The sequence below is a fragment of the Pseudomonas sp. RIT357 genome, from assembly GCF_000632245.1.
GTDB classification, from domain to species: Bacteria; Pseudomonadota; Gammaproteobacteria; order Pseudomonadales; family Pseudomonadaceae; genus Aquipseudomonas; species Aquipseudomonas sivasensis.
On the sequence record NZ_JFYX01000007.1, the window covers coordinates 62,703 to 83,879 of the forward strand.

The 21,177-nt window shown below is 59.3% G+C and carries 23 protein-coding genes and 1 pseudogene; 11 read left to right on the forward strand and 13 right to left on the reverse strand.

The window, feature by feature from the left end:
- Positions 1-154: 154 nt before the first annotated feature.
- The 7 genes from BW43_RS20245 to BW43_RS20215 form a co-directional block, all read right to left on the reverse strand.
- Entirely contained in the window at positions 155-931 is a 777-nt protein-coding gene (locus BW43_RS20245) for an ABC transporter ATP-binding protein (RefSeq protein ID WP_032885473.1), read from the reverse strand.
- Positions 932-942: 11 nt separating this feature from the next.
- Entirely contained in the window at positions 943-1,782 is an 840-nt protein-coding gene (locus BW43_RS20240) for an ABC transporter ATP-binding protein (RefSeq protein WP_032885474.1), read from the reverse strand.
- A gap of 15 nt (positions 1,783-1,797) precedes the next feature.
- A complete protein-coding gene (locus BW43_RS20235) occupies positions 1,798-2,715 on the reverse strand; it encodes an ABC transporter permease (protein WP_032885475.1) in 918 nt (305 codons plus the stop codon).
- Positions 2,716-2,747: 32 nt separating this feature from the next.
- Positions 2,748-4,352 (reverse strand): ABC transporter substrate-binding protein, encoded by a 1,605-nt coding sequence (locus BW43_RS20230; protein ID WP_032885477.1) that lies wholly within the window; start codon positions 4,350-4,352, stop codon positions 2,748-2,750.
- 45 nt (positions 4,353-4,397) lie between these two features.
- Positions 4,398-5,411, reverse strand: a complete 1,014-nt coding sequence (locus BW43_RS20225) for an ABC transporter permease (protein WP_371260689.1) — start codon at positions 5,409-5,411, stop codon at positions 4,398-4,400.
- 45 nt (positions 5,412-5,456) lie between these two features.
- Positions 5,457-7,067, reverse strand: a complete 1,611-nt coding sequence (locus BW43_RS20220) for an ABC transporter substrate-binding protein (RefSeq protein WP_032885480.1) — start codon at positions 7,065-7,067, stop codon at positions 5,457-5,459.
- Between the two features lie 72 nt (positions 7,068-7,139).
- Entirely contained in the window at positions 7,140-8,294 is a 1,155-nt protein-coding gene (locus BW43_RS20215) for a mandelate racemase family protein (RefSeq protein WP_032885481.1), read from the reverse strand.
- A gap of 359 nt (positions 8,295-8,653) precedes the next feature.
- Here BW43_RS20215 and BW43_RS20210 point away from each other — a divergent pair, with 359 nt between their 5' ends.
- Together BW43_RS20210 and BW43_RS20205 are read left to right on the forward strand one after the other, a co-directional pair.
- A complete protein-coding gene (locus BW43_RS20210; RefSeq protein WP_032885482.1) occupies positions 8,654-9,379 on the forward strand; it encodes an oligogalacturonate-specific porin KdgM family protein in 726 nt (241 codons plus the stop codon).
- 86 nt (positions 9,380-9,465) lie between these two features.
- A complete protein-coding gene (locus BW43_RS20205; protein ID WP_032885552.1) occupies positions 9,466-10,299 on the forward strand; it encodes an NAD(P)-dependent oxidoreductase in 834 nt (277 codons plus the stop codon).
- Here the strand turns inward: BW43_RS20205 and BW43_RS20200 are convergent.
- Together BW43_RS20200 and BW43_RS20195 are read right to left on the reverse strand one after the other, a co-directional pair.
- Complete coding sequence (locus tag BW43_RS20200) at positions 10,239-11,018, reverse strand: FadR/GntR family transcriptional regulator (RefSeq protein ID WP_032885483.1); 780 nt, start codon at positions 11,016-11,018, stop codon at positions 10,239-10,241. The two genes, BW43_RS20205 and BW43_RS20200, sit on opposite strands and share 61 nt — an antisense overlap.
- Before the next feature lie 130 nt (positions 11,019-11,148).
- The gene (locus tag BW43_RS20195; RefSeq protein ID WP_032885484.1) at positions 11,149-11,934 is read right to left on the reverse strand and encodes an SDR family oxidoreductase; all 786 of its coding nucleotides are present in this window, start codon (positions 11,932-11,934) and stop codon (positions 11,149-11,151) included.
- Between the two features lie 144 nt (positions 11,935-12,078).
- Here BW43_RS20195 and BW43_RS20190 point away from each other — a divergent pair, with 144 nt between their 5' ends.
- The 7 genes from BW43_RS20190 (at position 12,079) to BW43_RS20160 (ending at position 17,014) form a co-directional block, all read left to right on the forward strand.
- Complete coding sequence (locus tag BW43_RS20190) at positions 12,079-12,624, forward strand: TetR/AcrR family transcriptional regulator (protein WP_032885485.1); 546 nt, start codon at positions 12,079-12,081, stop codon at positions 12,622-12,624.
- Between the two features lie 103 nt (positions 12,625-12,727).
- Entirely contained in the window at positions 12,728-13,591 is an 864-nt protein-coding gene (locus BW43_RS20185) for a sensor domain-containing diguanylate cyclase (RefSeq protein ID WP_032885553.1), read from the forward strand.
- Positions 13,592-14,409: 818 nt separating this feature from the next.
- A complete protein-coding gene (locus BW43_RS20180; protein ID WP_032885554.1) occupies positions 14,410-15,048 on the forward strand; it encodes a TVP38/TMEM64 family protein in 639 nt (212 codons plus the stop codon).
- 10 nt (positions 15,049-15,058) lie between these two features.
- Positions 15,059-15,442 (forward strand): nuclear transport factor 2 family protein, encoded by a 384-nt coding sequence (locus BW43_RS20175; RefSeq protein WP_032885486.1) that lies wholly within the window; start codon positions 15,059-15,061, stop codon positions 15,440-15,442.
- Between the two features lie 56 nt (positions 15,443-15,498).
- A complete protein-coding gene (locus BW43_RS20170; protein ID WP_032885487.1) occupies positions 15,499-15,885 on the forward strand; it encodes a nuclear transport factor 2 family protein in 387 nt (128 codons plus the stop codon).
- Positions 15,886-15,929: 44 nt separating this feature from the next.
- The gene (locus BW43_RS20165; protein ID WP_032885488.1) at positions 15,930-16,379 is read left to right on the forward strand and encodes an SRPBCC family protein; all 450 of its coding nucleotides are present in this window, start codon (positions 15,930-15,932) and stop codon (positions 16,377-16,379) included.
- A 56-nt stretch (positions 16,380-16,435) separates the two neighbouring features.
- A complete protein-coding gene (locus BW43_RS20160) occupies positions 16,436-17,014 on the forward strand; it encodes a flavin reductase family protein (RefSeq protein WP_032885489.1) in 579 nt (192 codons plus the stop codon).
- On the opposite strand, the pseudogene BW43_RS20155 reads toward BW43_RS20160, so the two are convergent.
- From BW43_RS20155 to BW43_RS20140, 4 genes and pseudogenes are all read right to left on the reverse strand, one after another.
- Positions 17,011-17,295 (reverse strand): annotated as a pseudogene (locus tag BW43_RS20155) (FAD-dependent oxidoreductase); the annotation flags it as partial. The gene BW43_RS20160 and the pseudogene BW43_RS20155 overlap by 4 nt on opposite strands.
- 139 nt (positions 17,296-17,434) lie before the next feature.
- Entirely contained in the window at positions 17,435-18,178 is a 744-nt protein-coding gene (locus tag BW43_RS20150) for an SDR family oxidoreductase (RefSeq protein WP_032885491.1), read from the reverse strand.
- A gap of 70 nt (positions 18,179-18,248) precedes the next feature.
- A complete protein-coding gene (locus tag BW43_RS20145) occupies positions 18,249-19,352 on the reverse strand; it encodes an alkene reductase (protein ID WP_032885492.1) in 1,104 nt (367 codons plus the stop codon).
- 52 nt (positions 19,353-19,404) lie between these two features.
- Positions 19,405-19,986: a TetR/AcrR family transcriptional regulator gene (locus BW43_RS20140; protein WP_032885493.1), complete on the reverse strand. Its 582-nt coding sequence runs from the start codon at positions 19,984-19,986 to the stop codon at positions 19,405-19,407.
- 106 nt (positions 19,987-20,092) lie between these two features.
- On the opposite strand from BW43_RS20140, the gene BW43_RS20135 reads away from it, so the two are divergent.
- Entirely contained in the window at positions 20,093-20,428 is a 336-nt protein-coding gene (locus BW43_RS20135) for a LysR family transcriptional regulator (protein WP_032885494.1), read from the forward strand.
- A 109-nt stretch (positions 20,429-20,537) separates the two neighbouring features.
- A complete protein-coding gene (locus BW43_RS20130; RefSeq protein ID WP_032885495.1) occupies positions 20,538-21,170 on the forward strand; it encodes a TetR/AcrR family transcriptional regulator in 633 nt (210 codons plus the stop codon).
- The last annotated feature ends 7 nt before the right edge of the window (positions 21,171-21,177 follow it).

Genomic DNA, 21,177 nt, shown 5'->3' on the forward strand with positions numbered 1-21,177 from the left:
CCTTAAGAGGTAAGTCATCGTACAACTACAAAAATAGTAAAGCTACCCTATAAGTGCCTATCTTGAGAAAATTGCCATTTAACCCAATGAAATAGACACTTATCTGAAAAATCACATCAATCGAGAAAAGCCATGTTGTACGACAACTAAGCGTTTATCCCACACGCCGCCGCTCAGACTCCTGACTGAAGTCGCGGCTGGCCTGCACCAGCATGCGCGTGTAATCGTGCGCCGCTTGATCCTGACTCAGGGCCTGGCAGTCGAGCAATTCCACGATCTTGCCGTGCTGCATCACCGCCACCCGATCGCACAAGTGAGTGACTACACCCAGGTCATGGGTGACCAGTAGGTAGGTGAGTTTCTCGCGCTGGCGCAGGTCCGCCAGCAGGTTGAGGATCTCGGCCTGGACCGAGACATCCAGCGCCGAGGTCGGCTCATCCAGCAGCAGTACCCGCGGCTCCAGAATCAAAGCGCGCGCGATCGCCACACGCTGGCGCTGGCCGCCGGAGAGCTGGTGCGGATAGCGAAAGCGAAAACTGTCGTTCAGACCGACCTTGAGCAGGATCTCGTTGATACGGTCGTCCTTGTCCCCTACCCCATGGATAATCAGCGGCTCGCGCAACGCCGTGTCGATGGTGTGCCGGGGATGCAGGGAGCCGTAGGGGTCCTGGAAGACCATCTGCACTTTGCGAAAATGCTCCTTGGGAATCTTGTGCTGCAGCGGCGCGCCGGCAATGCTCAGCTCGCCGCTCCAATGCCGGTATTGCCCGGCCAGGCAGCGCAGCACGGTGGTCTTGCCCGAGCCGGACTCCCCCACCAGACCGAACGATTCACCGTCGGCGACACTCAGGCTCACATCGTGCAGCACTTGGTTGATGGCAGCGCCTGTGCCGAAGCTCAGGTTCAAGGCGTGCGCTTGGATCATGGGCATGGTCAGGTTCCTTATTGAGTCAGCCAGAGAGGATCGCGCTTGAGCACCGGCAGGTGCACGCGGCGGTTGTCCATGCTCGGCAGCGCGGCCAGCAAGCCACGGGTATAGGGATGTTCGGCGTACTGCAGGTCGCAGGCGGCCAGGGATTCGACGACGCGCCCGGCGTACATCACTAGCACGCGGTCGCAGTAGTTGCGCACCAGGTTGAGGTCGTGACTGACGAAGATCAGCCCCATCTGCTGCTGGTCCACCAACTCTTCCAGCACGTTGAGCACTTGCTGGCGCACCGAGACATCCAGCGCCGAGGTGGGCTCGTCGGCGATGATCACTTCCGGACGGGTGATCACCATCATCGCGATCATGATGCGCTGCCCCATGCCGCCGGAGACTTCATGGGGATACAGGTTATAGACGCGCTGCGGATCGCGGATATGCACCTGCTCCAGCATTTGCAACACGCGCTCTCGCGCATCGCTGCGGCTGGCCTTGTGGTGGGCCAGGTAGGCTTCGGCGATCTGATCGCCGACCTTGACCACCGGGTTCAGCGAGTACTTGGGGTCTTGCATGATCATCGAGATGCGCTGGCCGCGGATCTTCTGCATGGCTTTTTCACTGGCCGACAACAGGTCGACCTCGCCAAACGCCATGGCCTTGGCGGTGATTTTGGCGCTGGGCGGATGCAGCTTCAGCAGGCTGCGACCCACGGTGGATTTGCCGGAGCCGGACTCACCGACAATCGCGAGTTTTTCCCGGCCCAAGGTAAAGGACACATCGCGCACGGCGTGGGTTTCTTTCTGGCCACTGACGAAGCGCACGTTAAGCCCTTCGACATTCAGTTTGATGGCGGACATCAGGTGTTCCTCCGATTATTCGCTGCGCGGATCAAGGATGTCCCGCAGGCCATCGCCCAACAGGTTGAAGGCCAGGCTGACCAGCATGATCGCTGCCCCTGGAACCGCCACCAGCCACCAGCATTCGAGCATGTAGCGGCGGCCGGTCGAAATCATGGCGCCCCACTCCGGCAGCGGCGCCTGGGCACCCAGGCCGAGAAAGCCCAAAGCGGCAGCGGTGAGGATGATCCCGGCCATGTTCATGGTCAGGCGGATGATCACCGAGGACAGGCACATCGGCACGATATGGCGCAGGATAATCCGCGCCGGCGACGCACCTTGCAGCTCCACTGCGACGACGAAATCAGCGTTGCGCAGGGACAAGGTTTCGGCCCGCGCCAGCCGCGCAATCGGCGGCCAGGAGGTCAATGCAATCGCCACCACCGCGTGCTCCAGGCCAGGGCCGAGGGCCGCGATAAACGCCAGTGCCAGGACCAGGCTCGGGAAGGAGATGAAGATATCGGTCAGGCGCATGAACACGGTATCGACCGCACCGCCGAAGTAGCCCGACACGGTGCCGATAAACAGCCCGATAGGCCCGACGATCACTGTGACCAGGGCGATGATGTACAGCGTGATCCGCGAGCCGTAGACCAGCCGGCTGAAAATATCCCGGCCATATTCATCGGTGCCGAACCAATGCGCCGAACCCGGTGCCTGCAACGCGCCGGCGAGGTTCTGCACCACCGGATCATGGGTAGCGATCCACGGTGCAAAGGCCGCGACCACCACCAACAGCAGCGCCACCAGCAGGCCCGCCAGGGTCATAGGGTTACGCAGCAGGTGACGCAGCACCCGCAGGCCACTCTTGTAAAAGGCATCAAAGCTGGAGCCTGGCGAGCGGTCCACCGGGCGCTTCGTCGCCGATTCGATGGAAGACAGATTGGCATTCATAAGCATCTTCTCTGTGTGAATTCTGGAAGCACTCAACGCTGCTTGTAGACACCCAGGTAACGGGTGGCCTCGGCATCGTCACCGGTGAAGCCCTTGACGTCGGCAGCGCTGACCACGGTGTCGGTCATCTGCGAAATCATCAGGATCGGCCCCACTTGCTGGTCGTAGAGGGTTTGCGCCTGGTGATACAGGCTGACCCGCTGCGCCGAATCACGCGTCACGCCGGCCTGGTCGATCAGGGTGTTGATCTGCGGGCTGAAGAACGAAGCGCGCCAGCCCTGGAAGTTCGGTAGGCCGGCGTCGTCGCTGTTGTTGGGGTTGTAGGCAAAGGTGCGCAGGCTGAAATACGGGTGCGGGTAACGCTCGGCGCCCCTGGCCACGATGATCTCGAAATTGCGCGCGCGCATCGCGCCGTACACCTGGTTACCCGTGCCGGTGACGATGCTGGCCTTGATCCCGCCTTCGGCCAGGGTCGCTTGCAGGCGCGCAGCGATATCAATGAACGGCGGTTCCGACAGCGTGCGGATGGTGGTGTTGAACCCCTCGGGGTAACCCGCCTCAGTCAGCAGGGCTTTCGCCTTGACCACGTCCATGTGATAGCCCGGATCCGGCAGGCGTGCTTCCAGACCCAGTTGCATCGGCTGCTGGTTGAGCGTTCCGTAATACGGCATCACTTGTTGGTCCAGGCCCTTGTAGTCGATCAGGTTGCGCACGGCTTCACGCACCTTGGGCTTGGCGAATTCCGGTTGTTTCATGCTCATGGCGACGTAGTACATGGTGCCGCGCGGCAGCGACTGCACTTGGATCTTGTCCGAGCCGTCGATGGCGCGAATGTCCGGCGCGGCCATGCCGTAGGCCAGGTCGAGGTCACCGCGTTCTAGCATCAGGCGCAGGGACTGGGATTCGGTCATGTGCCGCACCACCACGCGCTTGAGCTTCGCCGCGCCGCCCCAGTAGCCGTCGAAACGGGTCAGCAACAGGGAATCGTTGGCGCTCCATTTGGTCAGCACGAAGGGGCCACTGCCCGCCTCGTTCGTCACCAACCAACCGGCGCCGAGGTCGCCGTTTTTTTCATGGGCCAGGGCGGTCTTGCGGTCCACTACCACAGCGCTCGGGGAGATCGCCAGAGAGTCCACCAGCAGCAGCGGGTCCATGGTCTGCGGCAGGTCGATGACCAGGGTGTGGGCGTCCGTGGCGCGGATCAGCGATTGGATATTCTCAACGCTGTAGCCATAGGCCTTCCAGGTGGTGGCCAGGCCGAAGTTGAGCTTCATCACGCGGTACAGCGACCACGCCACGTCTTCGGCGGTCAGCGGGTTACCCGAATGGAATTTCACGTCCTGGCGCAGATGAAACGTTACCTGCTTGCCGTCCTCGCTGATGTCCCAACGTTCGGCCAACTGTGGCAGGTGTTTTTCCGGATTGCCCTGGTCACGTTTGATCAGCGCGTCGTAAAGATTGGCGTTGACGCCGGACGCATCCAGGCCGGGCGCGTTGGCCGGGTCGATGGAAAACAGGTTGACCATGCTCATGCCGACGATCAGTTGATCGGCCGGGGTCTTGGCGTTGGCCAGGGTCATCGGGCCAAGCGCGAGCGCAGCGGTCAGCAGGCCAAGGTGCAGTTTCGAAAATGTCATGAAAAATTCCTTCTTCTTATAGTTTTATCGGTACTGCGCGACGCATTAACGGGTGCGCGGATCAAACACCTTGTACAAGGCATCGCTGATCAGGTTGAGCGCGACAAAAATCAAGCCGATCACCAGCACGCAGCCCATCACCGCATTCATGTCGCCAAGCATCAGGCTGCTGGTGAGGTATTGGCCGAATCCCGGCCAGGCGAATACGGTTTCGATCAGCACTGCGCCTTCCAGCAGCGAGCCATAGGCCAGTGCAACCACGGTGAGCAACTGCACGAGGATGTTGCGAAACGCATGCCCCCACACCACTTGGCGACGGGACAAACCCTTGACCCGCGCGGTGATGATGTACTCCTGGGACAACTGCTCAAGCATGAAGCTGCGGGTCATGCGGCTGATGTACGCCACCGAGTTCAGGCCCAAAATCAGCGCCGGCAACACGATATGCCGCAGGGCGCTGGCGAAGGCTTCCCAGTCGCGGGCGAGCGATGTGTCGATCAGCAACAGGCCGGTGACTTCGGGCACCATGCCGTCGTAGGCCAGGTCGATGCGCCCCGCGCCGCCCGCCCAGCCGAGCCAGGCGTAGAACACGAGCAGGCCCATCATGCCCAGCCAGAAAATCGGCGTGGAGTAACCGAACAAGGTGATTACCCGCGCCACATGATCGCCGAGCCGCCCTTGGTTGCTCGCCGCACACACGCCCAGCGGCAAGCCGATCAACACGCCGAACAGAATCGCCAGAGTGGCCAGTTCGATGGTCGCCGGGAACACGCGCAGGATGTCATCCAGCACCGGGTGACCCGTCAGCAACGCGTTGCCGAAATCACCGTGGAGCAGGTCATTGAGGTAAAGGCCGAATTGGGTCCAGATCGGCTTGTCCAGGCCCATCGACCGGTACACCTGGTCGTAGGTGGAGCTGTCGGCATCCGGCCCGACTACCGCCAGCACGGGGTCAAGCGGCATGACCCGGCCGATGATAAAGGTCAGCGCCAACAGGCCGAGCAACGTCACCAACACGGTGCTGGCGCGCCGCAGGGTATTGGAAGCGCGAGCGCCCATGACAGAGGCAGTCATAACAAACATAGTGAGCTCCTGGTAAATCGATCAGCGCTTTTTGTAGACGTCTTTGTAGCGCGTGGTCGCAGCGGTATGGCCCTGGAAGTCGGCCACGTCGGTGTACACCACCACGGTGTCGGTCATCTGCGAGACCGGCAAAATGGCTCCGACCTGTTGATCGACCTGCTCCTGAATCTCGCGGTACTGAGTCAGTTGCTTACCGGCATCCGGCTCGACTTCCGCGCTCTCAATCAACTGGTTCAACTCAGGGCTGTAGAACGATGTGCGCCAGCCCTGGAAGTTGGTGAGCTTGGCTTCATCGCGGTTATCCGGGTTGTACACCAGGGTGCGCAGGCTGGAATGGGGATGCCGCTCCGCCCCGCCACCGCCGCGACCGACGATGATGTCGAACGTGCGCTCGCGCATGGCGCCGTAGATCTGGTTACCGGTGCCGGTGATGATGCTGGCTTCGATGCCGGCCTGGGCCAGGGTCGATTGCAGGTTGGAGGCGATGTTGATAAACGGCGGTTCGGCCAGCACGCGGATGGTGGTCTTGAAGCCGTTCGGGTAACCGGCTTCAGCCAGTAAGGCTTTGGCCTGCTCGACGTTGAGCTTGTAGCCCGGGTCCGGCAGGCGCGCGGCCAGGCCCAATGGCAGCGGCCGCTGGTTGATCACGCCGTAATGGGGCATGACCGTCTGGTTGATGCCCTGGTAATCGATCAGCGAGCGCACGGCCTTGCGCACACGGGCGTCGGCGAACATTGGCTGCTTCACACTCAGGGCCACGTAATACAAGGTGCCGCGTTGCAGGGTCTGGGTGCGTACTTTGTCGCTTTTCTGCAGGGCTTCGATGTCCGGCGCGGACATGCCTTTGGCGATATCCAGGTCACCGCGCTCGATCATCAGTCGCAATGACTGCGACTCGGTCATGTTGCGCATCACGATGCGCTTGAGCTTGGCCGGGCCGCCCCAGTAACCGTCGAAGCGCGTCATCAGGATCACGTCGTTGGCACGCCAGTCATTGAGCACGAATGCGCCACTGCCGGCCGCGTGAGTCACCAGCCAGGCGGCGCCCATGTCGCTGCCCTTCTGGTGTTCAAGGACTTTTTTGCGGTCGAGGATGAACGCACTGGGCGAGGTCGCCAGGGTGTTGAGCACCAGCAGCGGGTCGGTCGGCCGTGGCAGTTCGATCACGAAGGTGGTGGGGTCCGTGGCGCGCATGTAGCGCTCGACGTTTTCGGCGGTGAAGCCGTAGGCCTTCCAGGTGGAAGCGAGTGCGAGGTTGAGCTTGAGCACCCGGTGCAGCGACCAGGCAACGTCTTCGGCGCTCAAGTCATTGCCGGACTGGAACTTCACCCCGGTGCGCAGGTTAAAGGTCAGGGTCTTGCGGTCCTCACTGACCTGCCAGCGCTCGGCCAGCGCTGGCACCAGTCGGTCTGGTTGGGCGACGTCCTGCACCAGCAACATGTCATACAGGTTGGCGTTGATTTCCGACACATCCAGACCCGTGGCGGCAGCTGGGTCGAGGGACAACAGGTTGATCATGCTCATGCCGACGATCAGTTGATCGGCCGGCGTTTTGGCAAAGCTTGCCGGTACGGCGGTAACGGCCAGCGCGGCGACGAACACCCGCGCCCACAGCGAAGGGAAAATGCTCATAACAAGAGTGCCTTTTTTATATTTATAGGGCTCTTGATCAGCCCGACGCATGCCGGACTGACCGTGTAAACGTCAGAAGCTTTTAAGCGTATTGGTCTCGATGTAGTTGAAATCGATGTCTTCGCCCAGGCCCGGCAAGTCGGACAGGTGCACAAAACCGTCGCTGTCCATCGGGTCCACCAAGCGATTGAGGTAGGCCGGTACTTCGTCGTAATCCAGGTACGGGTGGAGCAGGCCACGCTCGTACCAGGTGCAGTTCTTGATCGCACCGACCACCGCCAGGTTGGCGGCGCCGTTGCCGTGAATTTCGCAGTCCATGCCAAACGATTCGGCCAGGTGCGCGACCTTCAGGCACGGCGCAATACCACCGACGCCCGCGACACCGGCACGCAAGATATCGCACACATCGTGCTTGACCCAACTGGCGCGGGCGAGGTGTTTGCCGGACAGGGTTTCCGGGCCGAGCACCGGAATATCCAGTTGCCCCGCGAGCCAGGCATAGGACTCGGCTGACTCTTCCATCATCGGTTCTTCGAACCAGGCGAAGTCGAGTTTCTCCAGCTCGCGACCGATGTACAGCGCCTCGGTGCGGCTGTACCAGTGGTAACCGTCGAGCATCAACGCGATGTCCGGGCCCACCGCCTCACGCACAGCAGCGCAAGCCTTGACGTCGATGCGCGGGCTTGGCGCGAAGGACACCGGCGGCATCCAGGTGTGCAGCTTGATTGCCTTGTAGCCACGCTGCACCAGGGTCTCGGCAAAGCGGCCGTAGTCTTCGGGGGTTGCGAGGCCGCCGGGCAGTTCGTCGCCACACATGGTCGAGCCGTAGGCCGGCACCTTGTCGCGGAAACCACCGATCAACTTGTGCACTGGCACGCCGAGTTTGCGTCCTGCCCAATCCCACAGAGCCTGCTCAACCAGGGCCAAGGCGCGGTCGGTCAGTTGGCTGGCGCTGCCACGCTGCCAATGGGCGAGGTCTTGCCAGATCTTTTCGCGATCAAAGGCGTTCTGCCCCACCAGCACTTTGCGCACAAACCCATCCAACACATAAGGGCGGATCAATTCAGGGGCGCCGAATGCAAAACCCTCCTGGCCGTCTTCAGTCTGGATGCGCAGCAAAGCCATCTGCGCCTGGGTGACATCACCGGGGTGAGCATGGCCGGCGCTGTCCACTGCGCGGCGGGTCGGGTAGGAAAATACCTGGACGTTGACTGCTGTGATTCTCATGGACGTCTTAAGCCTTCTTATTGGATTTGAGACAGGAATGTCGTCTGTTGCGACCGATCATAGGTCATCGTACAACACTTGAAAAGACCCAATAACCTGCCCCGCCATCCACTGCTTTTCACGTGAAACGCCGTAAAACCCCTATTTTTAAAGACAACTAAGGAATAACGAAGATTGCTGTAAAGCCTTATTCGCCGGGGACATATGTTTCAAAGTGTTTCAAAACGATCGATGGGCGGTAGACGAGTCATCTTGTCGTACGATAACGTATATCTGAACCTTAGATGAGAGCCACACGCAACAACGTATTGCCGTAGCAACCGTCAAACGACCCTAACAAAAACAAAAAAGAAGACCGTATGAACACCACCCTACGCACGCTCGTTACTGCCCTGACCTTCAGCCTGCCGCTCTACGTCAGCGCTGACTCTGCCAGCATCAACTACCGCCACCAGTTCACCGAGGAAGACAGCGCCCACGCTGATCGAATCAAGCTCAACTACCGTCTGGACAGTGGCCTGGGATTTGAAGCGGAGATGAAATACCGCACAGCCGGGGACCGTGAAGATGTCGCGTACGACAACATGGTCAACAACGGGCATGAGTTCACCGTCAGCTACAACTACAAGCTCAGCCCGCAATCGACGTTGACCCCCGCGTTCCAGATGGACAGCTCGAAGGACTCGACCACCTACAAGCTGGGCCTCAAGTACAACTACAAGATCAACGACGCCTTCTACGCCGCCACGCGCTATCGCCTGGACACCAAGAAGCTGGACCGCGATCAGGTCAACGAGGATTTGCCCGATCACATCAAGGATGACCAGACCACCCATCGTTTCGAGGGCTGGCTCGGCTACACACCGGCCAGTAAGTGGGCGTACGAATATCAGTTCATCTATTTCAAGACTGACTACATCCGCTACGACAACAAGAAGAGCGATTACGAACAGAACCTGATCGTCAAATACAAGCTCACCAAGGAATGGGCCCCGTTCATGGAGATTGGTGATGTGAAGGTCAACTCCACCTCAGAAGACCGTCAGGCGCGGTGGCGCTTGGGCGTTCAATACAACTTTATGTAAAGCCCCCTCCCCGCGACTTGCCTGGCGAACGCGCATCGCTCGCCAGGCAATCGCTTTGCATTCAGCGCTCAATGGAAGACCTGACCATGACCACACAACCCAAACCCTTCACCCGCATTTTGCTCACCGGCGCCGCCGGCGGCCTGGGGCAGATCCTGCGGGAAACCTTGCAGGCCCATGCCCACATCGTGCGCGCCTCGGACATCAGCGCGATGGCGCCCAGCGCGGGTGAACACGACGAAGTGATCCAGTGCAACCTGGCCGACAAGGCTGCCGTGGCGGCGCTGGTCGATGGCGTTGACGCGATCGTGCATTTGGGCGGGATTTCAGTGGAGCGGCCGTTCGAAGAAATTCTCGACGCCAATATTCGCGGCACCTTCCACATTTACGAGGCGGCGCGACAACAGGGCGTCAAACGGGTTGTGTTCGCCAGCTCCAATCACGTCACCGGTTTTTACCCTCAAGACGTTGAACTGGATGTGCACGCACAGCGCCGCCCGGATGGTTACTACGCGCTTTCCAAGGCGTACGGCGAAGACCTGGCGGCGTTCTACTTTCATCGATACGGGATTGAAACCGTGAGCTTGCGCATCGGCTCGTCGTTCCCCGAACCGCGCAACCGGCGGATGCTGCACACCTGGCTGAGTTACGCGGACCTCGATCACCTGGTGGCCCGCGCCCTGCTGGCCAAGGATGTGGGGCACAGTGTGGTGTATGGCGTTTCGGACAATAAGGAGTGCTGGTGGAGCAATCGGCACGCCGAGCACCTGGGCTTTGCGCCGCAGGACAGCTCGGAACCCTTTCGCGCCAAGGTCGAGCAGCAACCGCAACCGTCGGCGGATGAGCCCGGTGGCCGACTTCAGGGCGGCGCGTTCACCGCAGCGGGGCCGTTCGACAATTCAGCGGCGGCGGCTTCATAGGCCCGGCGCATACGCTCGCGACTGTTGGACAAGTGCAGGCGCATCGCGGCGCGAGCGGCGTCTGCGTCACGGCGCAGGATGGCTTTGTAGATATCCTCGTGCTCGCGGCTCAGGCGCTCCAGGTAAGGTTCCTTGTTGGCGTTGGCCAAGCGTTTTGAGTGCAGGCGCGTACGCGGCAGGATGTTGACCCCCAGGTGCAACATGATGTCGGTGAAGTAGCGATTGCCGGTGGCCAGCGCGATCTGCTGGTGAAACTGGAAGTCCGCCGATACCGCGTAGTCGGCACTCACCGCCCGCGAATTCAGCGCGTCCAGCGAGTCGCGCATCACCTGCAATTGCTGGTCGGTGCGACCCAGGCAGGCCAGACCGGCAGCTTCTACTTCCAGGCAGATGCGCAGCTCCAGCACTGCCAGCACGTCCTGCAAGGTGACGATGGTGTCGGGGTCAATCCGAAATCCGCTGGGGCTGGGAATATCCTTCACAAACGTGCCGACGCCGTGCCGCGTTTCCACCAGGCCAGACGCTTGCAGACGCGAAATGGCCTCGCGCACCACGGTGCGACTCACACCGTGCTCGGCCATCACTTCAGATTCGGTAGGCAGCTTGGTTGCTCGCGGGAGCTCCCCGCTGCAAATGCGCCGGGAAAGCTCGGTGACCAATTCTTCAGCCAGACTGCGGTGCCGGCGGCGAACGGTGGGCTGGACGTTCGGGTTGTCCATCAAGAACAGGTATCTCGGTTGGCGAATGAATGCCCATCATAGCGCATTCAGTTGTACGACAACCTTCCCTTTAGCCCGCCCCGCGTCCCCATAGGCCAAAGCCTGCGCCGTGGACTCAAACACGCACCCGTTACTGTGGGCGATAGCGCTCAGCAGCGCGAGCCTGACGCAGCTCCGACAACAAGCCCTGACGCGCGGACTGAAGACCGTCCCAGCGCGCGGCGTCATGCAGTGGCGGGATGGTTACGAGTTCACGCCGGTCAAAACCGACCAGTGCGGCATCCACCAGTTCACCCACATCCATGACCTCTGGCAGCGTGTTGATGTCGATGCCCGAGCGCTCCCAGATTTCCGTACGGGTGGCTGCCGGCAACACCGCTTGCACATAAACGCCTTTGCCAGAGAGCTCAATGCTCATGCCCTGGGAAAGGAATTGCACGAACGCTTTGGTCGCGCCATACAGCGTCATTCCCAACTCCGGCGCCAGACCAACCACCGAGCCAATATTCACGATTGCCCCCTCGCCGGCCTGCACCAACCTCGGTGCGACTGCGCGGGCGAGTCGCGTCAGCGAGGTGACGTTCAGCGCGATCAGTTGCTCAATGCTCTCGCCCGTCTGCGCCAGGAAGTCTCCCGTCTGGGCCGCGCCGGCGTTGTTGATCAGCACACCGATGCGCGTGTCATCGCGCAGGCGCGCTTCGACCACAGCCAAGTCCGCCTGCTGGGTAAGGTCGGCCTGTAGCACGTCGACATCCACACCGTGTTCCTGGCGCAAGCGCGCCGCCAGCGTTTCCAGCCGCGCCTTGTCGCGGGCGACCAGTACCAGGTTGTGGCCGCGCTGGGCGAAGCGCTCGGCATAGGTGGCGCCAATGCCGCTGGACGCGCCGGTAATCAGGATAGAAGAAGCGTTCGTCATGACTGTGCTCTCTGGATTAACGATGATTGAGTGTGGCGGGGCTTATGATGTCGATCATAATCTTATCCGTCAATGGTTTTGATGTTGATTGACATCAATGTATAGTGAGCACCGAAAACAGTCGTCACCAGCGAGGGTAAAGGTATGAGGGTCAGCAAGGCACAAGTGCAGTTAAACCGCGCGCACATCGTCGAAACGGCCTCAAGATTGTTCCGTGAGCGCGGCTATGACGGTGTCGGCGTGGCAGACCTGATGGCAGAAGCCGGGTTCACCCATGGCGGGTTCTACAAGCATTTCGGGTCCAAAGCCGACTTAATGGCTGAAGCCGCCGCAAACGGGCTGTCCCAATCGCTGACCAACAGCGCCGGGCTGGGCGCCGATGAGTTCTTCAATCGCTACGTATCCAGAGAGCACCGTGATGCCCCCGGCCAGGGTTGCACGATGTCGGCCCTGTGCGGGGACGCGGCGCGTCAATCGCAAACGGTAAAGGCAACGTTCGCCGAAGGCATCGAAAACGCATTGGCCGCCCTTCAGCAGGACGCTGCCGAGCTGGATAAGGACGCTCGGGAACAGATGATCAACCGATTCGCCCATGCGGTCGGCGCCGTGGTGTTATCCCGGGCCTGTCCCGATGACTCGCCATTGGCGGATGAAATTTTGGATGTGTGCCGCAAGGCAATGACCGTGTGAGATGAAAAGCCGCAGAGGGCACTGAAAATTAGCAGAATTGCTCGCCGCCGCCCTTCATGATCGGGCTATGATCGGCAGATATGAACCGGATACCCGATGCATCATGCCCGTAGACCTGCAAGCTCTCTATCCCAAACTTATCCACCTGATGCTGGATACGGTGTTTGTCGTCGACAGTGAAAACCAGATTGTGTTTGTGAGCGATGCCTGCGAGGCATTGCTCGGCTACCGTGCAGAAGAACTGACCGGCACTCTGATCACCCATTACATGCACCCTGAAGACCTGCCACGCACGCGGGCCTCGATTGTCCGGGTGATGAATGGCAAACCCCATGTCGACTTCCGCAACCGCTATATCCGCAAGGACGGCAGTATCGTGCACATCCTGTGGGCAGCTTTCTGGTCCAAGGAGGTGGGCGCACGGATCGGGGTCGCCAGGGACGTGACAGCCCTTACCAAAGCCGAAGAGGAACTACGCTTCCTCGCCCATCATGACCCACTGACAGCGCTGACCAACCGGTCGTTGTTCAATGATCAACTGAACCAGGCCCTGCACGCCGCACAGACTCACAACAGCACCCTGGCGCTGCTGTTTCTGGATATCAATGACTTCAAGGGCATCAACGATGTGCATGGCCATGCCATGGGCGATCGCGTGCTGTGTGTGATTGCTCGACGGTTGGAACGTTGCGTACGCGAGAGTGACTTGGTGGCACGGATGGGCGGTGATGAATTCACCGTACTGCTGACCGATGTGCCGTCGAAGGACGCTATCGCGGAGAGGGTGGCGCAAATCCTCGCGGTCATGGCCGAGCCGTTGAGCGCTGAATTTGACGGGGTACAAATGCCGTCCTGCAGTGTCGGCGTGGCGTGCTATCCGGCGGACGGAGAGGACGCCGATACGCTGCTCAGCCATGCAGACGGTGATATGTACCGGATAAAAAGGCAGCGGTTTGCCACTGAGTGACATCGGTAGTTATGGTCGTTGTCGCACGCCCTGGCGTGCCCCCGTCGAGTAAATCAGTCCGCGGGTATCGTTATCCGCGCTTATTGGCTCACCTCACGCGCAGCTTTGACCCACCCATGCGACCTGTCCTGGTGCCCATCAACCGGAAGGACGAATTCGTTGCACTGAGCCTCAACCGGGAAACCAGGGTTTCAAAGTAGAAGCGCATACCCTCTTTGAATGCCTCCAAGCGCACATTCGCCGAGTTGGCGCAGTCGCTCGGCCATTGCAACGCATTGCTCAACAGCGGCGGCTCCATACAAGCGTCGACGCTGGTATGACAGAGACGGGATGAAGCTGCGGGTACTCAGCACGTCGCTAACATTGACCCCACATAAAAAAGACACCGAAGCGTCCACTCCCTAAATCACAGGCAAAAAAAGCCACTCACTTGAGTGGCTTTTTAATGCTTGGAGCGGGAAGCGAGATCTGCACTTTGTGATTTAGCCACTGGTTTATAAGTATTTTTTATTACACCAGTGAAAGAGCACTTGGTGTATCGACTTGTTTTTTGTCGATTTAAAACGCGAACGGACGAGCGGTTAAACCGCACCAGAGCAAGGGTTTTTCTCCTACCTAACCGGGCAATCAGGCTGAATCGGCAGGATCAGTTGCAGCGCAATATTATTGACTCACCAACACCGAAAGTAATGTCTTGACACTAACTGTAGTGGTCACTATAGAATGCACGCAATATGTAGCGATCGCTAATTAAATGGCTTTCAGTGATGCGCTGGACGGGAAGCATTCCCACAAACTGAATGAGTCGGATAGGCAACGTGATAGACCTGGCCGTACACAGCGTCGCGCAGTGGACCGAGATTATTCGCTCGCTCGGAGTCGTCGGGACTGCGCTGTATGCCGCGATATTTGTGGTGGGCACTGTCGCCTTCGTACCCGCCTCGATGCTCACGGCGCTCGCAGGTTTTTTGTACGGCCCGATGGGCGGAACGCTGCTCATCTCGCCCGCTGGCTTGCTGTCTGCAGCGGTCGCGTTTGCCTTGGGCAGATCGCTTCTGCGCCCTTGGGTCAAACGACGCCTGGCGAACAGCCCCACATCAGCGGCGGTCGACCACGCAATCGAGTCAGGAGGTTTTCGAATTGTTTTCCTCTTGCGCCTGGCGTCCATCGTGCCGTTCGCTCCGCTGAGCTACGGACTCGGAGCCAGCCGAATCGCCCGTCGAGATTTCCTGCTGGCGACTTGGATCGGCCTGCTTCCTGGAACATTTCTGTATGCGTACCTGGGCTCTCTGGCGGCTGATGTCGCACAGATAATCAGTGGCGAGGTAACGACCAATCGATCGACTCAAATGATGACTTGGACGGGTCTGGTCGTTGCATTGATCGCCTTACTGACCATCGCTGGATATGCACGCAAAGCGATCAACCAAGCCCTTCTTCCACCCTCTTCAAACTAGGAGTTAAACCATGAGCAACCCAACTTACGTCGAAGACTACAACGCCATCGTCACGGTGCTGAACCACTACAACGAAGGTGGCAAGCAAGCCAAAAGCAGCCTCATGAAACCTGCCTTCAGCGAGCAGGCCACCATCTTTGGTGTAGATGGCGAAGGCAAGCTGACCGGAGGCCCGATCCAGGGTCTGTTCGACATCATCGACAGCGCCTTCCGTCCCTCACCGGAAGCTGAAGGCGCCATCGTCAACGTCGATATCGTAGGCACCGCTGCCAGCGCACGTATCGATACCAATGACATCTCCGGCTTCTGCTTCACCGATTTCTTCAACCTGCTGAAGGTTGACGGAAAGTGGACCGTCATCAGCAAGATCTACCACACCCACGTTGCTCCTTAACCCAGCCGTTTGAACCGCGCCCTATTGGCGCCAAAACCATGCGAAGGCGTTTGACCATGAGCAAAAACATCAAAGCTGTACCCACCCAGGACTACAACGCCGTTGTCGCCGTGGCCCAGCAATACGCTGACGGCCTGCGTGCCGGCAGCCCGGAAGTGCTGGAGCAGGCCTTCCACAAGGAAGCAGTGATGTACGGCTTCACCAACGGCAAACTGTTGGGCGGCCCGATCAGCAACCTGTTCGACTTCGTCCGTACCAATGGCACGGCCCCGGATATCAGTACCCGCCTGGACGTGCTGGCGATCACCCCAACCACCGCCGTGGTAAGGGTGGATATGGAAAAGGACGCGATCGGTGCCGACTACAACGATTACCTGACACTGATCAAAATCGACGGCACCTGGAAGGTGATCGCCAAGGTTTATCACCAGTTCGAAGGCTGACCCGAGCGGCCTGAACGCAATGCTGTTTCTTAAGGTGATGAATCATGGCAAAAGTTGAATACAACGCCGTTGTAGACGGCGGCGCCGAGCGCGTTTGGGATGTACTCAAGCGCTTCGGCAAGATCAGCCAGTGGCACCCGGCGATCCCGCAGAGCGTCATCGAAGACGGTCAGCCTGACGGACTGGTTGGCTGCATCCGTCGGCTGACGTTGCAGGACGGCGCCATTCTGCGCGAGCAGTTGTTGTCGGTAGACGCGGTGAATCTGCAGTTCTCCTACCGCTTCGTTGAAGCACCACTGCCCGTCGACAACTACGTGTTGACCGTGCGACTGATTCCGCTGACCGGCGAACAGAAAACCGTGATTCTGTGGTGTGCGACCTTCGACACGCGAGAGCCTGATCCCCAGGGGCAATGGACTTCGACCATCGAGTCGCTCATTGTCGGCGGTCATGAAAGCCTCCAGGTATACCTGAACCAAACCGCCACAGCGTGAATGTGCCCTACCCCGCTCCAGCAATGGATGCGGGGTTTCATTTTTCTGGAGTGACGATGCACGACCACATTGCCGAAGTGCCGCTTGAAAAGGCCTACCGGCTGATCAACCACGGCCCCACCGTGCTGGTATCTGCTCAACACGAGGAGACTCGAAATGTGATGGCCGCGGCATGGGCCTGTGCATTGGATTTCTCACCCCCCAAAGTCACTGTGGTGCTGGACAAGATCGCCCAAACCCGCGAACTCGTAGAGCTTAGCGGCGTGTTTGTGATTCAGGTTCCGACGGTGGCACAGCTGCAATTGACCTGCGATGTGGGCAGCGTCAGCCTCCAGGAAGATCCACAGAAGCTGGCTCATAGCGGCGTCGAGCTGTTCAGTATCAGCGGCCATGACGTGCCATTCGTGGCCGGCTGCTCGGCCTGGCTTGCGTGCAAACTATTGCCCGAACCTCACAACCAGTCGACCTACGACCTGTTTATCGGTGAAGTCGTCGCTGCCTGGGCCGACACACGGGTATTCAGCGACGGCCATTGGCACTTTGAGCGTGCGCACCCGGACTTTCGTAGCCTGCACTACATCGCAGGCGGCCACTTTTATGCGATCGGAGAAGCGCTAACCCCATCAGTGATCTAGTGCAGTTTCAACCGAGGCACGGTGCCTGGCCCCAACAAGTGGTTACCCAACATCAGTAATCCCGAGGGTACCAGGCCATAGCGCGCGACTTGGGGCATGCGGTACAGCGATGCATAGAACGCCCGCGCCAACCATCCTTCCAGCGTCACACTGCCCGTGAGTTTACCCATCAGGTAACCCACCGCCGAATAGCGTGACAGCGAGACCAGCAAGCCATAGTCCCTGTAGACATAGGTCGGCAGGGCTTTGCCTTCAAACCGGGCTCGCAGGCTCTTCGCCAGCGCCACCGTCAACAATCAAAATGCGAGTGTTATTGAAGGGACTCATTGCTTTTACTTGGGCGGACAGGACGGATCCTGTAGCGCCCAGGCACACGGCGTTGCGGCGGTGCCTGGGCTGGGTGATTTCAACGCTTATGACTTACCAATCCTGGCGGGTCGGCGAAATGATCAGGTCGTTGACGGTGACGTTTTCAGGCTGATTCAGTGCATACACCACTGCGCGCCCAATATCGTCCGGCGAGATAGCGATTTTATTCAGCTCTTGCGCCGCTTTACGGCCTGCCGGGTCGGTGACTTTATCGGCCCAACCGGTGTTGATCACACCCGGGCTGACCGTGTTGACACGGATGCCGTGCTGAACGCCCAGCTCTTTGCGCATCGACTCAGTCATGGCCTGCACGAAGAACTTGGTGGCGCTGTAGATACCCGCAGCAGGCCCGACCTGGTGACCGGCGACCGAATCCATATTCAGGATCTGGCCCGACTTCTGTTTCAGCATGAACGGCAACACCGCTGCGATAGCATGCAGGTAGCCTTTGATGTTCACGTTGATCATCTTTTCCCAATCATCGGTGGCCAGGTCGACCCAGTTGGAAAACAGCATCAAGCCTGCGTTGTTGATCAGGATATCCACCGAACCGAAAGAGTCCTGGGCGAATTGCGCGAGCGCTTTCATATCCTCAGGGTTGGTAACGTCGCTGACGCGACCTACCGCGTCCCCGCCCTTGCCTTTCAACTCGCTGACGATGGCGTCCAGGCCTTGCTGGTCCAGGGCTGCTGCGACAATTCGAACGCCTTTCTCGGACAAGGCACGTGCCGATGCAGCACCCAGGCCGGACGATGCGCCAGTGATGATCGCGGTTTTATTCTGCAGATAGTTCATGGACGTTCCTCTCGTTGGTGACTGCCCGTCTGTGCGGGCAGTTTTTAGGGTTATCGCGGATATAAGCGGATCAGTAGTTGCCGACAGGCCAGTCGGTGTAGCCCTTCGCGCCGCCGCCGTAGTACGACTCGCGCGGTGCGATGGTCAGTTCGGCCCCACGACGCAAGCGCTCAACCAGATCCGGGTTGGAGATAAACAGGCGGCCAAACGCTACGGCGTCGATCTTGCCTTGGGCGCGGCGCTCGATAGCCATGTCCAGGTCGTAGTTGTTGTTGCCGATGAATGGCCCGTTGAACTGCGCGCTCAATGCGTCCATGTCCACGCCTTCCGGTACATCACGCGAGGTGGCGGTAGCGCCTTCAACGAAGTGCAGGTAAGCCAGGTCGAATGCGTTCAGTTGCTGGATCAGGTAGCCATACATCGCCATCACGTTGCTGTCGGGCGGCGTGTTGCCGGCGTCAGGCGTGACCGGCGACAGGCGGATGCCAACCCGGTCGTTCCCCCAGATCTTGACGATTGCTTCGGTCACTTCCAGGGTCAGGCGCGCACGGTTCTCGATGGAGCCGCCGTACTGGTCGGTGCGATGGTTGGTCGAGTCCCGCAGGAACTGGTCCAGCAGGTAGCTGTTGGCCGAATGAACCTCTACACCATCAAAACCAGCGCGCTTGGCATTCTCGGCAGCGCGTTTGTACTGCTCGATGATCCCCGGGATCTCATCGGTTTCAAGCGCCCGTGGCATCGACACCGGGACGAAGCCATTGGTGGTGTAGGTGTCGCCTTCAGCCTTGATCGCGGAAGGCGCGACCGGTGCGGCACCGTCAGGTTGCAGTTCGACACTGGAGAATCGCCCCACATGCCACAGTTGGCTGACGATCTTGCCGCCGGCGGCATGCACGGCGTCCGTGACTTTCTTCCAACCCGCAACCTGCTCCTCGCTCCAGATGCCGGGGGTGGCCGCATAACCGCGACCTTGCGCCGAGATGTTGGTGGCCTCGGCGACGATCAAGCCCGCCGTGGCGCGTTGAGCGTAATACTCCGCGTGCAGCTCGTTAGGGATACCATCTTCGGCATAGCGGCTACGGGTTACAGGTGCCATCAAAATACGGTTGGCAAGTTTCATCGCGCCCAGGTTGATGGGGGTGAATAAGTCGGTACGAGTGGTGTTGTCTGTCATGATGGACCTCAGCTAAATAGACCGGTCGTCTAGTAAATTGATAAAAAAATAGCTACGACAAAAGTCGCTTTGCCAGAGTCAGGGACGTTCCAAAGGCGTCATCGCGCTTGCCGATCTTCATCATCAACGAAGCACCGAGCCAAACTTGATAGAGCGATTGCGCAAGCGTCGCGCTTGGCGCTGTGGACGTGATCGAACCATCTACAAGCCCCTGCTCAATACAGCGCTCAAGCTTTGCGTGGATGGCCTGCGTACCTCGGTCGAGCACCAGGCGCATGCCCTCCGAGAGGTCACAGACCTCGGCGCCCAATTTGACCACCAGGCACTTGTCGGTAGGCAAATCAGAACACTGGGTTTTCGCCCAATACTGGAAGTAACTCAGCAACCTTTGCGCGGCGGGTGCAGAACCCATCAACAGCGTGTCGACAGTTGCGAGGTAGTCGGAAAAATACTGTTCAAGCAATGCCTGACCAAATTCTTCCTTGGATTTGAAGTAGTGGTAGAACGAACCTTTAGGCACGCTCGCAGCCGCTACCACCTCAGCCAACCCTACGCTGGTGTAGCCTTTGTGAGTCATCAACGTCCTGGCGACATCCAGGATGTGTTGGCGTGTTTCAGAATGATGCTTTTTCATAAGGCAGCCACTCTATTTAAAACTAGACCGGTCGTCTAGTAGATTTTAGAATAGCTGCACGTTCTACGACCAACGGCGAACGAAGACAAATGACAGGGTAAAGCTCATGAACACACCTCCCCCCACGTCAACGTTCAATACCGAGTGCCTTGCGCAATTCAACCTCAATTGCCTGGTGATCTTCGCTGCGCTGTATCAGGAAAAGAGTGTCACCAGGGCGTCCGAGCGCTTGAACATCGGACAGCCCGCGGTCAGCAACAGCCTGTCCAAGCTCAGGCTGATTTTTCAGGATCCACTGTTTTTTCGCCGAAACGCAGAGATGGTGCCCACCGCAGTCGCCGTTGATATTGCGAAGCATGTGATACCGCTATTGAGCGGTATTGGCCACGTGCTTGAGCGATACAACGTACCGGCCCTTGGGCACGCGTCACGGCCGACCTGAAAGCTCAGAGTTACGCTGCGCAACCGAAAATTTCATTTTGTGTATCATTGGGCAGAACTTTCTTCCAGGCATGCTCGTCTGGCGATACGCCCCCAAGGTGCTGCACTCAATGACCAACTCCACCCCAATCTCTGTTCCACGCGCAAAAGGACGCCCGCGCGCGTTTGATCGAGACGAGGCTCTGCTGCAGGCGCTGGCAGTGTTTTGGAGGCGTGGCTACGAGCCGGCTTCTGTGGCGGAATTGTGTTCAGCCATGAGCATCAGCCCTCCCAGCCTGTATGCGGCGTTCGGCAACAAAGCCAAGTTATTTCTCGAAGCGGTTGCCTACTACGAAGCGACGTTCTGGGATGCCACGTGGGAGCGCATGGACACCGAGCCGGACATCGTGCGCGCCATCAGCGAGTTCTTCCACACCTCAGCGTCGATCCTGACCGAACCCGAGGCGCCCTGTGGCTGCATGGTCGTCCTCGCGGCAGTCAATGTCTCCGACGATGCCGGTGAAGTCACCGCGACCCTCAAGGCCTTGCGCCAGGAAGGCCGTGACTACTTACAGCAGCGCTTGGATCGCGCAGTGGAACAAGGTCAGCTCAAACCGGAAACCAACACTCGCCTGCTCGCCGCGGCCTTGAATACATTGCTCGAAGGCATGTCCCTGCAGGCACATGACGCTGCCAGCAGGGAAGATCTGCAAGGCATCGGCGCAACAGCCGTAGCGATGCTGAGCCCTTCCCTGTCAGCTTGACTGGAAC